Consider the following 13,319-nt stretch of genomic DNA (forward strand, 5'->3'; position numbering starts at 1 on the left):
TTATGGCCGAATTGCTGCTTGAACTGTTTTCCGAAGAAATCCCGGCCCGTATGCAGGCCCGCGCGACGGCTGACCTTTCAAAGCTGGTCACCGATGGCCTTAAGGCCGCCGATCTTGCGTTTGAGACTGTCGAAACGCTGGTCACCCCGCGCCGCTTGACCCTGATCATTGATGGTTTGCCGGAAAAACAGCCTGACCTTCGCGAAGAACGCCGTGGTCCGCGCGCCGATGCACCTGAAAAGGCGATCAACGGGTTTTTGGCGGGCAATGGTGTGACCCTTGATCAGTGCGAAAAACGTGAAATGCCCAAGGGCACCTTCCTGTTTGCGATTGTCGAACAGAAAGGCCGTGCGAGTGCAGAGGTCATCAAGGACATCGTCGAAGATGCCATGGCCAAATTGCCGTGGCCAAAATCGATGCGATGGGCCGATCAGAAAGTCCGTTGGGTTCGTCAACTCGACAGCATTCTGTGCCTGTTTGACGGCAAGGTGGTCCCGGCATCATACGGTCCCGTCACCGCAGGTGATACCACCCGCGGTCACCGTTTTCTCGCACCGGCAACCTTTAGCGTTGCCAATGCCACCGAATACAAAGAGAAACTGCGCACCGCCATGGTCATGCTTGACCGTGAAGAGCGCAAGCAGGTCATCCTTGACGGTGCGAAAAAGCTTGCCGAATCCGAGGGCTTTGACCTTTTGGAAGATAACGGTCTTCTCGAAGAAGTCTGTGGTCTGGTTGAATGGCCGGTGCCGGTGATGGGCAAGGTCGATGACCTGTTTATGGATATCCCGCGTGAGGTTCTTGAAACCTCGATGCGCGAACATCAGAAGTATTTTGTTGTCGAAGATAAAAACGGCAAACTTGCCGCGCGCTTTATCACCATTTCCAACATGGTGACGGCGGACAACAATGCCAAAATCATCGCCGGTAACGAACGCGTTTTGCGCGCGCGTCTGCATGATGCCAAATTCTTCTGGGATCAGGATCGGAAAGTGACGCTGCAATCGCGTCTGCCGAAACTCGACAGCATCGTCTTCCATGCCAAGCTGGGATCACTTTCCGAGCGCGTCTTGCGCCTGCGTGGGCTCGCACGTGAGCTGTCGGCTGATGTCCCGGGCTGTGATGTCAAACTGGCCGACCGTGCCGCTGAAATCGGCAAGGCCGATCTGGTGTCGCAGATGGTGTTTGAATTCACCGAGCTTCAGGGACTGATGGGCAAATATTACGCCGAAAATGACGGTGAAGCCCCGGAAGTCGCCAATGCCATTGCCGAGCATTATGCCCCGGCGGGGCCGTCGGACATGTGCCCGACTGCACCTGTTTCGGTTGCGCTCGCACTGGCTGAGAAGCTCGATACCCTTGCCGGGTTCTTCACGGTTGATGAAAAGCCGACCGGGTCAAAAGACCCGTTTGCGCTGCGTCGTGCTGCATTGGGTGTCATTCGTCTGGTTTTGGAAAATGGTTTGCGTTTGCCGCTTCGGCGTGTGTTCGCCTTTGCCGTTTCCCAGTACCCGACTGCTATTCGTCGTGACGCGGCAGTGGATGACCTTTTGGCCTTCTTTGCTGACCGTTTGAAAGTCCATCTGCGTGAACAGGGTGTCCGCCATGATTTGGTGTCTGCTGTGTTTGCACTGGATGGCGAGGACGATCTTGTCCGCCTGCTGGCCCGTGTTGAGGCGCTTTCCGATTTTGTATCGGGCGAAAGCGGCGTCAACCTGATGGCTGGCTACAAGCGTGCGTCCAACATCCTGCGCATCGAAGAGAAAAAGGACGATACGTCCTATGACGCGGACGTTTCCGCGGATCTTCTGAGCGTGGATGAAGAACGCAAGCTGTATGAGGCGCTCATTGATGTCCGGCATACCGCCTTGCCGCTTTTGCGCGACGAGGATTATGCCGCGGCAATGACCGAATTTGCGCGGTTGCGTGAACCGGTCGATGCATTCTTTGAACAGGTCACGGTAAATAGTGACAAGGCCGACGAACGTGCCAACCGGCTTAAGCTGCTGGCGCAAATTCGGACTGCCTTGCATGACATTGCAGACTTCTCAAAGATCGAAACATAAATAGGTCGGGGTTACGGGGCTTTCCCCATCCTGGGGAGGCCCGCCAAAGGGCCTTGACCAGATGAGGAAAAGGCAAGATGACCAAATGGGTCTACGGTTTCGGTGGCGGTAACGCCGAAGGCCGATCGGATATGCGTGAACTTCTAGGTGGCAAGGGCGCAAACCTTGCCGAGATGAGCAATCTTGGGCTTCCTGTCCCGCCTGGCTTTACCATTACAACCGAAGTCTGCACGGCGTTTTATGACAATGATCGTGCCTACCCGGATGGTCTGAATGCCGAAGTCGAAACGGCACTGGCGGCAGTTGAAAAACTGGTCGGGCGCAAGTTTGGCGACGCAAACGATCCCCTTTTGGTATCTGTTCGTTCTGGTGCGCGGGCATCCATGCCCGGCATGATGGATACGGTTTTGAACCTTGGTCTGAATGACCAAACGGTCGAAGCCTTGGCGACGGTTTCGGGTGATCGTCGTTTTGCCTATGACAGTTACCGCCGGTTTATTCAGATGTATGGCGATGTGGTGCTTGGCGTTGAGCACTACCATTTCGAAGAAATCCTTGAGATCCATAAGGAAGACAAGGGATATTCCCTTGATACCGAAATGAGTGCCGACGACTGGGCCGAGGTCGTCCGCGACTTTAAGAAAAAGGTCGATACCGAACTTGGCCAGCCGTTCCCGCAAGACCCGCGTGAGCAGCTTTGGGGCGCGATTGGTGCGGTGTTTGGCAGTTGGATGAATGCGCGTGCCAATACATACCGTCGTTTGCACAGTATCCCGGCAAGCTGGGGCACGGCTGTTAACGTACAGGCCATGGTGTTTGGCAACATGGGCGATGATTGTGCGACAGGTGTGTGTTTCTCACGCAATCCATCGACCGGCGAAGATCGTTTCTACGGCGAGTATCTGATCAACGCGCAGGGCGAAGACGTGGTTGCGGGCATTCGGACCCCGGCACCGCTGACCAAAATCGAACGCGAAGAATCCGGGTCGGATTTGACGTCGATGGAAGAGGCGCTCCCCAAGGTTTTTGCCGAGCTTTGCGATATCCGCGATAAGCTGGAATCCCATTACCGCGATATGCAGGACATGGAGTTTACCGTTGAGACGGGCAAGCTTTATATGCTGCAAACCCGTGCCGGTAAACGCACAGCAAAGGCGGCCCTTCGCATTGCCGTTGAAATGTGCAGTGATGGCGTGATCAGTAAGGAAGACGCGCTCAGGCGTGTTGATCCCGCCCAGCTTGATCAACTTTTGCATCCGACCCTTGATCCCGAAGCAACACGTAAAGTGATTGGCATGGGGCTTCCGGCGTCCCCGGGGGCGGCATCCGGGCAGATCGTGTTTTCTTCTGAAATTGCCGAGGATTGGGCGCATAACAAGGGCCAGAAAGTTATTCTGGTGCGGATCGAAACCAGCCCGGAAGATATTGCTGGCATGCATGCCGCCGAAGGTATCCTGACATCCCGTGGCGGGATGACAAGCCACGCGGCCGTTGTGGCACGTGGTATGGGTACGCCCTGTGTCTGTGGGGCCGGTCAGATCAAGATCGATTATGCCAACAAAACCATGATTGCGGGCGGTGTGAACCTTAAGGAAGGGGATGTTATTACCCTTGACGGGGCAACCGGCGAAATCATGCTGGGCGAGGTCGCAACGCTTAAGCCTGATCTTTCGGGTGATTTTTCCAAATTGATGGAATGGGCTGATGGGGTGCGCCGACTTAAGGTCCGCACCAATGCCGAAACCCCTGATGACGCGCAAACCGCACGTGGTTTTGGCGCCGAGGGTATTGGCCTTTGCCGGACGGAACATATGTTCTTTGACCCGGCACGGATCATTTCCATGCGCGAAATGATTTTGGCGGAAACCGAACAGGGGCGCCGCACCGCCCTTGATAAACTTCTGCCTTATCAGCGGCAGGACTTTATTGACCTGTTCCGCATCATGAAGGGCCTACCGGTGACCATCCGGTTGCTTGATCCGCCTTTGCATGAATTCCTGCCACATGGTGATGGGGAAATCGCCGAGGTTGCCAATGCGGCGGGTGTGTCCGAGGCGATTGTGCGCCGTCGGTTGCTTGACCTGACGGAGGCCAATCCGATGCTGGGCCATCGTGGGTGCCGTTTGGGTATTAGCTATCCTGAAATCTATGAAATGCAGGTGCGTGCGATCTTTGAAGCCGCGATTGAGGTTTCCAAGGATGGTGGCGATCCGGTGATCCCGGAAATCATGATCCCGCTGATTGTTGGCAAAAAAGAACTCGAAATCCTTAAAGCCGCGATCATCAAGGTTGCAGCCGAGGTCGAGGCCGAAAAATCGGCTAAGCTGACCTTCCTTGTAGGCACAATGATCGAATTACCGCGTGCGGCCCTCAAAGCCGGTGAAATTGCCGAAGAAGCCGAGTTTTTCAGCTTTGGCACCAACGATTTGACCCAGACCACCTTTGGTCTGTCGCGCGATGATGCGTCGCGTTTTCTGGATACCTATATTTCGAAGGAAATCTTTGCCGGTGACCCGTTTGTGTCACTGGATCAGGAAGGGGTTGGTGAATTGGTCAGCATTGCGGCTGACCGCGGGCGTGCAACGCGCCCCGACATCAAGCTTGGCATTTGTGGTGAACATGGTGGGGATCCGTCCTCCATCGCGTTCTGCGAAGCACAGGGACTAGATTACGTATCTTGCTCACCGTATCGCGTGCCAATTGCGCGTTTGGCAGCGGCTCAGGCTGCCCTTGGTCGCAAGAAGCCCTAAATAAAACACCGGCGGCAAGATGACCTTGCCGCCGGTGTTTTTGTCTTTGTTTGAGCGGGCGCTTTACGCTGCGTTACGCAGCACTTTCCGGCAGCGACACCCAATCGGGGATATTGACGGTAATTTTTGCGCCATCGGCCAGAAGTTCATCCCCCTCCGAAATACGTTCCAGACGGATCAGGGCAAGCCCGCCATCGCCATGGACGGAGCGGATGATGCCTGCTTCCTTGTCGCCATTCATGATGGCGGTACCCGCCGACGGAGCGGTGCCGGTGATTGTGATGGGCAGCAAACGTTTGCGCACCAGACCACGATATTTGGTCCGTGCGGTCAGTTCTTGGCCCATAAAGCAGCCCTTTTTGAAATCGACGCCATTTAGCTCTTCAAACCCGTTTTCAAGCAGAATGGCTTTGTCGATTTCAAGTTCTTCGCTGCCATTGGGCACGCCAAGTGATACGCGCAATTGATGGAAAGATTCCACGTCGCTTTCGATGGCACCGATTGCCGCCATTTCAGCCAAGCCATTTTTCGGGAGTAATACGCGCGCACCCATTGCGGTCAGACGCGGATCAACCGCCTTGATCCCGTTGGCAAAGCCAGCCGTGCTGCCCGGTGTGTCGGGCAGTGATAACGACGGCAACGCATCCTTGCCAAAGACGGCCACTACGTCATAGCTGTCGGTGATATCGGTGAGTTCGGCCTTGGCACGGAGTTTATACATGCGCAGTTTTTTGAAAAGATCTGCGGCACGTGCGCCGTCTTCGCCGCGTTCGCATTCGATCAAAAGGCTGTCTTCGTCCTGTTGATAGACAAAGAAATCAAAAAGGAACTTCCCCTGTGGGGACAGCAAGGCACCATAGCCGGATTTCTCGGCACTGATGGTTTCGATATTGTTTGATACCAGCCCTTGCAGAAAACTGACGCGGTCAGGACCGCTGACCCGGATCACGGCCCGGTCCGGCAGAAGGGCGTAAAAAGTCTCGGTCATATGTATGGGCTCCGGTTAGTCAGAATGGTTTGGCCGAAATGTGGGGCAGTTGCACATAATTCGCAAGCCCTGTCTCGTGAACGAAAGCCAGAGTGTGATGTAAGAAAACCCTTCATAAAACGCCGCCGAGCAGATAGAACCAAAGTCATGAAAATCTTGATGCTTGATCATTCCATCGGCTTTGATCCCAAAGATCGTGAAGCCCGCCCGCTCGGGACCACGCAGCGCGCCTTTATTGCGCTCGCCGAGGCCCTTGTTGCCCGTGGTCATAAGGTCGAAGCGCGCCGAAATGGTGGCATCGACAAGGATATGCACGGTGTTGCATGGCGACAACTTGATGCCGAATTGCCGCCCTTTGGTGGCGATGCGGTTGACACGGTAATTGCCTGGCGCGATCCGGCCTTGTTAAGCCACGCTTCGATTCCGGCGGATGCAAAAACAATCCTTTGGTTTGATGGTGATCCGACGAAATTGAACGCCGATGATCTGCGTCTGGTTCTGCATGACAAGCAAGTGCAGATCGTCTTTACCGATGATGCGCAGAAAAAAGGCTTTGAAACCGATCTGGTGAAAAAGCCGATTGTGGTCAAACCGGGGGCCGTCACGGCCTTTACCATGGCCTCAAACATGCATTGGGCGTTTGAATCGCGTGAAGAAGTGGCGGTTACGGTTGCCAATACGACAACGGGGATTGCCCAGATTGTCCGCATTTGGGAAGCCTACGTTGCGCCCAAGGCGCCAAAGGCAATTTTGGAAATCTATGCCTATGATCTTTTCATGGCGATGGCCGGTGAAAATGATCAGGTCTCTGACGACATAGTTGATTTGGTGCGTTCGGCGATTGACAAGGGGGTTCGGGTGTTACATCCAAAACCCGAAGGCGATATGGCCGAAACGGTGGCCAATGCGCGTGCGTTTTTGCATCACGGAAAATACGGCACCGATTATGCCGGTCAGTGGATTGTCGATGCACTTGGGGCGGCGACGCCGGTTGTGTCTTATGGCGGGATTGCCAAAACCCGTGTTGAAGACGGCAAGACCGGCTACATTGTTCCGGATGAGGCCGCATACGGCAATATCACCTGGCAGCTTCTGACCGACCGGTCGTTCTTTTCCACTCAGTCCGAAGCCGCACGCAATGACCGCCGCGAGTGGATCCATGTCGCTGGTGAGCTGGAGAAAATTTAAGCTGTGCGCTTGCTGTTTATCACGTCAAACCGTTTGGGCGATGCTGTCCTTTCGACATCGGTCTTACGCCATTATGTCGAAACCTATCCGGGCATAAAGGTTACGGTTGCCTGTGGTCCGGTGGCAGCCCCGATTTTCCAAGCCGTCCCCAATCTTGAACGCATTATCGAGATGCCCAAGCAAAAACGCGGCGGGCACTGGTGGAAGCTTTGGAAGTCGGTTGCGCTGACCTGGTGGGACGTGATCGTTGATTTACGCGGCAGTGCCACGGCCTATGTTTTGCCGGGGTGGAAGCGTGTTGTGCTTAAGGGGAATGATGATGGCCTCCATCGTGTCGTGCAACTTGGTGGTCTAATCGGTCTCAACCCACCACCAATGCCAAAAGTATGGACCAGAAAAGAAGATGAGGATAGGGCTGCGCAACTTGTGCCTAATGATGGTGCGCCACTTCTAGTGGTTGGGCCATCAGCGAACTGGATTGGTAAAACTTGGCACGCGGAGCGGTTTGCAGAGACAATCAATAAGCTGACCGAGAAGGGAGGGGTCCTTGAAAACGCACATGTTTTGTTGGTGGGGGCTCCTAATGAACGCAGTTCGGCTGAGCATGTTATCCAGTCACTACCAGAAGACAAGCGAACAGAAATCTTTGGCAAGGAGCATCTGTTGACGGTCATGGCATGCCTGAAAAAAGCGGATCTTTATCTTGGTAACGATTCTGGGTTGATGCACATGGCTGCTGCATCGGGTCGACCGACGCTCGGTCTTTTTGGGCCATCGCGCGATGAGCATTATAGCCCTTTTGCTAAATGGGGACGGGCTGTTCGGACAGACTGGTCCTACGATAAAATTATTGCTAATCGAACAAGCTGGTTTTCCAAAGAAAACCTCATGGAAAGTTTGCCGGTCGAAAAAGTTGTGACAGCAGCTACAGAGTTGGTTTCTGACTTTCGGGCAGAGGAAAAAGACAAATGACTGAGGCAAAGCCGCGTATTTCGGTTGTCATGTGCGCCCATAATGAGCAGGAGCGACTGCCGGGCTGTCTGGAAAAGGTGTCATTTGCGGATGAGATCATTGTCGTGTGCGACAAATGTACTGACCAGACAGAAGAAGTTGCTCAGAAATATGGTGCGAAAACCGTTGTTGGCAGCTGGGACATAGAAGGTGCACGGCGCAATCGTGCAATTGAAGAAGCCACAGGCGACTGGATTTTCGAACTTGATGCAGATGAACACGTCAGCGAAGAGCTCGCGATTTCTATTCGCGCGGCTGTGCGGTCTGACGCGTTTGATCTTTATGTGGTCCCTGTAGACAATTATGTCGGAAAGCGGCTTGTCAGATATGGTTGGGGGGCTTCATTCGGGACATCTGCGGTTTGGAGGCTGTTCCGAAAAGGTCATAAGAACTGGGGATCACAACGGGTGCATCCTTCGTTTGATATGCAGGGACGCAAGGGACCCAAGCTTAATGGCGCTCTTCTTCATTTTGTTGACCGCAATATCTCTGACATGATCTGTCGACTGGATAGCTATTCGACAGCTCGGGCTGCCGATTTGCGCGAAAGTGGCGACATTGGAACGTTTGCAAATAACTTCCGGCGTATTTTTTCACGCTTCTATCGCTGCTTTGTTGCGCGCAAGGGATACAAGGAAGGTGGAATGGGCTTTCTGATCGCGTTGTTTGGTGCGCTGTTCCCAATCCTTTCCTATCTTAAGGCCAGATACGAGGACACCTGAACGGTGGGCGTGTGTTTTGTGTCAAATAGTGTAGGCGAATATAGTCAGGGAATGCCCTCGATATCAGAAAATGCACTGCTATTTGAGTATTTGAGAGGAATCATCCCATGACCAAGTTGCTGCAAACCATGGCTGGAAGTCCGTTTGGTGGTGCAGAGGAGTTCTTTGTGCGTCTGGCTTGCGGGTTTCAACGTGTCGGGATTGAGCAGCATTGTGTCGTGCGTCCGAACGAAGGTCGCAACGCGGTGCTTGCTGCCAATGGCGTTTCGTTTGACGAATTGCCCTTTGGCGGGCGGTTGGATGTACGAACGCCATGGAATTTGCGTAAACAGCTCAAACGTCACAAGCCGCGCATTGTCCTGAGCTGGATGAACCGTGCCAGCCGCATGACGCCAGCAGGTGACTTTGTGAAAGTTGCGCGGCTTGGCGGATATTATAAACTTAAAAATTTCCGAGATTGTGATCACCTGATCGGCAATACGCGCAATATCTGCGATTATCTTATTGGCGAAGGATGGCCCGTTGATCGCACTCATTATCTGCCGAATTTTGTTGATGCAAAACCCGGTACAGCAATCAGTCGGGCCGAATTTAATACCCCCGATGATGCGCCGCTAATCCTTGGTCTGGGGCGGCTGCATGACAACAAGGGGTTTGATACGCTGATCCGTGCGATGGCTGAAGTACCCGGTACTTATCTTTGGATTGCAGGGGCGGGTGATTTAAAAGACGATCTTCTGAAACTTGCCGGTGAATGCGGTGTTGCAGATCGCGTGCAACTGCTTGGCTGGCGGCGCGATGTTGCCAATCTTTTTGCAACCTGCGACGTGTTTTGCGCGTCATCACGGCATGAACCGTTGGGCAACATGGTGATTGAGGCGTGGGCACATGGCAAACCGGTTGTCGCACAGGCAAGCCAGGGGCCGGTTCAATTGATCACGCCGGGTGAAAGTGGTTTGCTGTCGAAACTCGAAGATGTATCTGCTTTGGTGGCAGATTTGCGCGCGGTTCTTGACGACAGAGTTCTTTCAGACACATTGTCACGCAACGGTCGTGCTGCCTTTGAGGCGGACTTCACCGAAGACGTTGTCGTCGCAAAATACAAAGCTTTCTTTGACGAGGTTGCGCTTTAATGTGCGGAATTGCCGGATTTATTGCCAAAGACAAGCAAACCATTGATCCCGAAATTCTGGATCGCCTGCGCAATGCGTTGGGGCATCGTGGCCCGGATGGTGATGGTCGATATGTAAAAGGTCCGGTTGGCTTTATCCAGACCCGGCTGGCGATCATTGATCTTGATACTGGCGATCAACCACTTTTCCATGAAAATGGCAGCGCACTTATCGCCAATGGCGAGATTTATAATTATGTCGAGCTGCGCCAGAACCTGTGCGAAGCAGGCTTTAAGACGCGTTCAGACAGTGAAACCGCCCTTCGCATCTATGCCCGTGATGGCATAGACGGGTTTGATCAACTGCGCGGCATGTATGCCTTTGCCCTTCATGATGCGATGGAAAATCAGGTCGTACTGTGTCGCGATCCGTTTGGCATCAAACAGCTTTACTATGTTGAGACGCCGGAATTCTTTGCCTTTGCGTCCGAGGCACAGGCGCTTGTCGCGGCCGGACTGATTGGCCGGAGTGTGCGCGAAGATGCTCGTTCGGAGTTGCTTCAGGTCCAATTCACGACCGGCAGTGATATGATCCTTGATGGTATCAAACGCCTGTTGCCAGGCGAGACCCTTGTTCTGAAAAACGGCCGTGTGGTTGAACGTCGCCGCCGTCAGGTTCTGGGGGACAAGGGTGTTGTTGGGGCGCGTCTTGATGGCGCCTTGACCCAATGGGATCACGTGTTTGAAGAGTCTGTGCGACTTCATCAACGTTCTGACGTTGATTATGCGATGTTCCTGTCGGGCGGGGTGGATAGTGCATCTCTTTTGGGCATGATGCATCGTTTGAACGAACGTCCGGTGACGGCCTATACCGCCGCATTTGAGGCATCGAGCGTACATGATGAACGCGAATTGGCCCGAGAGGTCGCCAAGGCCTGCAATGCCAATCATGTCGAGGTTATGTTTTCCGAACGCGATTTCTGGACGCTTTTGCCCGAAGTTGCCGCCAAGATGGACGATCCGGTGGCTGACTATGCTATTCTGCCGACCTACAAGCTTGCAGCCGAGGCCGCACGGGATTTCAAGGTCGTTCTGTCTGGCGAAGGCGGCGATGAGCTGTTTGGCGGGTATGGCCGATATCGTTCGGTTATGCGGCCTTTATTACTGGGCGGTAGGGTCATGCGATCCAAGGGCACCTTTGATAAGATCGACGTTCTGCACCCCAAAGTTCTTGAAGGCTGGCGCGATGGTATTGCGGCATCCGAAAGCCGCGAAAACCGGGGGAAACGTTCGCGTCTTGCGGTGGCACAGGCTGTGGACTGTTCGGACTGGTTGCCAAATGATTTGTTGATCAAGCTTGATCGCATGCTGATGGCACACGGCCTTGAGGGGCGCACCCCGTTCCTTGATCCAATGGTGGCTGACTTTGCATATCATCTGCCAGACCGGCTTAAGGTGCGTAAAGGTGTGGGTAAATTCCTGTTGCGCAGTTGGTTGGAGCGGTGTCTTCCTATGGCGCAACCCTTTGCCAAAAAACGCGGATTTACCGTGCCGGTTGGGGAATGGATTGCCGGGCAGGGCAAGCGCCTTGGCCCGCTGGTTGCCAATCAGGCCGGTGTTCTTGAAATTGCTGATCCGGTTCGAGTGGGAAAACTGTTCACCACGCCCGGCAAGAAAGAAAGTGCAGCATGCTGGCATCTGTTGTTTTACGCGTTGTGGCATCAGACCAATATTCTTGGTCAGGCACCGGCAGGTGATGTTTTTGATACACTCGCTTCTTAGCCAGCTTGATATCTTGTGAATTTCGAATGCAGATATCGGTGATGCTGGTCAAATTTGATGGCCGATGTATGGCCCGCCGTAAACAAGTGACAGGTGATCGAAGGCATGACACGATCACGCGTGTAGACCTGAGACTGATCGATTGCGACGGAAGGCTTTTCATGGCGAAAACATCAGCCTGGATGATCGTTCCCAATCTGCTGCGGACATTGATGCGCGGCGATGTGCCTCTGAAATCCAAACTTATTTTGCTGGCAGGACTTGTCTATTTGATCAGTCCAGTTGATCTGTTGCCCGATGTTGTTGTTGGCGTTGGGTGGCTTGATGATCTTGTGATTGTGCCGCTTTTGGGGTGGCTTTCCTATCGCAGTCTACCTGCACCGGTCCAACATGATGTCGTGCCTGAAGCTGATGCCGGTCAAAACACATCACGTCGAACCGTTTTATATATGGTTGTTCTTTTGGTGGCCGTCGTGCTTGTGATCTTGTTGGGCAGCGGAGAGGGTGAGCTTGAGCTTGCGCCTGTTTCTCCGGTTCTGTCGCAATGACGTAATGTTTACTGATCCGACCAAGGGCGCATTTGACAGCTGGCTTTGCGCACGAATACTCTTGATCCAAACAGATCATGATCGGGAGACGTTCCATGGGCGATGCATTCCGCGCACTTGTTTTGGATCAGAACGATAAGAAAGTCACAGCCGAATTCCGTAATTTGACAACTGATGACCTGCCAGATGGTGATGTCTTGGTTCGGGTCAAATGGTCGACTTTAAATTACAAGGATGGCATGATTTTAAATGGCCTTGGCCGATTGGTGCGCACCTATCCGCATGTGCCCGGGGTCGATTTTTCCGGTGAAGTCGTCTCGTCAAGTGATGCACGGTACAAGCCCGGTGATGAGGTCGTCCTGACCGGTTGGCGCGTTGGTGAGGCCCATTGGGGCGGATATGGTCAAATGGCGCGGGTAAAGGCCGAGTGGCTTGTGCCGTTGCCAGAAGGACTAGACGCGGCACAGGCAATGTCCATCGGGACGGCCGGGTTTACGTCAATGCTTGCGGTTATGGCACTGGAAGAACAGGGCATCAGTTCAAAACAGGATGGCGAAGTTCTTGTGACGGGTGCCGCTGGCGGGGTTGGCTCGGTTGCAGTATCGATTTTGTCGGCCTTGGGCTATCGGGTCGCGGCCTCAACCGGGCGCGCAGAAACCCACGCCTACCTCCGTGAATTGGGGGCGACGACAATTATTGATCGCAATGAGTTGACCGATACCAGCAAGCCACTTTTGGCCGAACGCTGGATTGGGGCGATTGACAGTGTTGGCAGCACAACCCTTGCTCATGTTCTTTCAGAAATGAAGTATCACGGTGTTGTTGCAGCCTGTGGTCTCGCCGGAGGAGCCGACTTACCGGGAACTGTGATCCCGTTCCTGTTGCGCGGGGTGCGATTGATCGGAATTGATTCGGTAATGTGTCCCTATGCAACCCGAATTCGGGCTTGGGAACGGCTTGCGAAAGAGCTTCCTATCGATCAGCTAAATGCCGCAACGACGAAGGTTGCGCTTCGTGATGTTGTGCCATGGGGTGAGAAAATTTTGAAAGGTCAGATCAAAGGTCGTTTGCTGATTGACGTGCAGGATTGCTAGAAGCCTTGGAACCATGCAAAATCAGATACTTTCCGATGTTCAGGCTTTGACGGAAAAAT

At 53.7% G+C, this 13,319-nt stretch carries 10 protein-coding genes; 9 read left to right on the forward strand and 1 reads right to left on the reverse strand.

What is annotated here, in order from left to right; genetic code table 11:
• The first annotated feature begins 2 nt into the window (after positions 1-2).
• Both glyS and ppdK read left to right on the forward strand, forming a co-directional pair.
• Positions 3-2,066, forward strand: coding sequence for a glycine--tRNA ligase subunit beta (glyS, locus tag AMM48_RS14940; RefSeq protein ID WP_102784690.1), 2,064 nt, complete (start codon positions 3-5; stop codon positions 2,064-2,066).
• Positions 2,067-2,143: 77 nt separating this feature from the next.
• On the forward strand, positions 2,144-4,816 hold the full coding sequence (ppdK, locus tag AMM48_RS14945; protein WP_102784691.1) for a pyruvate, phosphate dikinase: 2,673 nt from the start codon (positions 2,144-2,146) through the stop codon (positions 4,814-4,816).
• A 73-nt stretch (positions 4,817-4,889) separates the two neighbouring features.
• On the opposite strand, the gene AMM48_RS14950 is transcribed toward ppdK, so the two are convergent.
• Positions 4,890-5,804 carry a folate-binding protein YgfZ gene (locus AMM48_RS14950; protein WP_102784692.1) on the reverse strand — a complete coding sequence of 305 codons (915 nt, stop codon included), beginning with the start codon at positions 5,802-5,804 and terminating at the stop codon, positions 4,890-4,892.
• A gap of 147 nt (positions 5,805-5,951) precedes the next feature.
• On the opposite strand from AMM48_RS14950, the gene AMM48_RS14955 reads away from it, so the two are divergent.
• From AMM48_RS14955 to AMM48_RS14985, 7 genes are all read left to right on the forward strand, one after another.
• Positions 5,952-6,992, forward strand: a complete 1,041-nt coding sequence (locus AMM48_RS14955) for a glycosyltransferase (RefSeq protein ID WP_102784693.1) — start codon at positions 5,952-5,954, stop codon at positions 6,990-6,992.
• Positions 6,993-7,112: 120 nt separating this feature from the next.
• On the forward strand, positions 7,113-7,964 hold the full coding sequence (locus AMM48_RS14960; protein ID WP_244271244.1) for a glycosyltransferase family 9 protein: 852 nt from the start codon (positions 7,113-7,115) through the stop codon (positions 7,962-7,964).
• On the forward strand, positions 7,961-8,725 hold the full coding sequence (locus AMM48_RS14965) for a glycosyltransferase family 2 protein (RefSeq protein ID WP_102784695.1): 765 nt from the start codon (positions 7,961-7,963) through the stop codon (positions 8,723-8,725). The genes AMM48_RS14960 and AMM48_RS14965 overlap by 4 nt, the downstream gene beginning before the upstream one ends.
• Before the next feature lie 107 nt (positions 8,726-8,832).
• Positions 8,833-9,858: a glycosyltransferase gene (locus tag AMM48_RS14970; protein WP_102784696.1), complete on the forward strand. Its 1,026-nt coding sequence runs from the start codon at positions 8,833-8,835 to the stop codon at positions 9,856-9,858.
• The gene (gene asnB / locus AMM48_RS14975; protein WP_102784697.1) at positions 9,858-11,618 is read left to right on the forward strand and encodes an asparagine synthase (glutamine-hydrolyzing); all 1,761 of its coding nucleotides are present in this window, start codon (positions 9,858-9,860) and stop codon (positions 11,616-11,618) included. Before AMM48_RS14970 ends, asnB begins: the two co-directional genes overlap by 1 nt.
• A gap of 161 nt (positions 11,619-11,779) precedes the next feature.
• The gene (locus tag AMM48_RS14980; protein ID WP_244271245.1) at positions 11,780-12,166 is read left to right on the forward strand and encodes a DUF1232 domain-containing protein; all 387 of its coding nucleotides are present in this window, start codon (positions 11,780-11,782) and stop codon (positions 12,164-12,166) included.
• 95 nt (positions 12,167-12,261) lie between these two features.
• A complete protein-coding gene (locus AMM48_RS14985) occupies positions 12,262-13,260 on the forward strand; it encodes an MDR family oxidoreductase (RefSeq protein WP_102784698.1) in 999 nt (332 codons plus the stop codon).
• The last annotated feature ends 59 nt before the right edge of the window (positions 13,261-13,319 follow it).

Source organism: Thalassospira sp. GB04J01, assembly GCF_000751115.1.
Classification (GTDB): domain Bacteria; phylum Pseudomonadota; class Alphaproteobacteria; order Rhodospirillales; family Thalassospiraceae; genus Thalassospira; species Thalassospira lucentensis.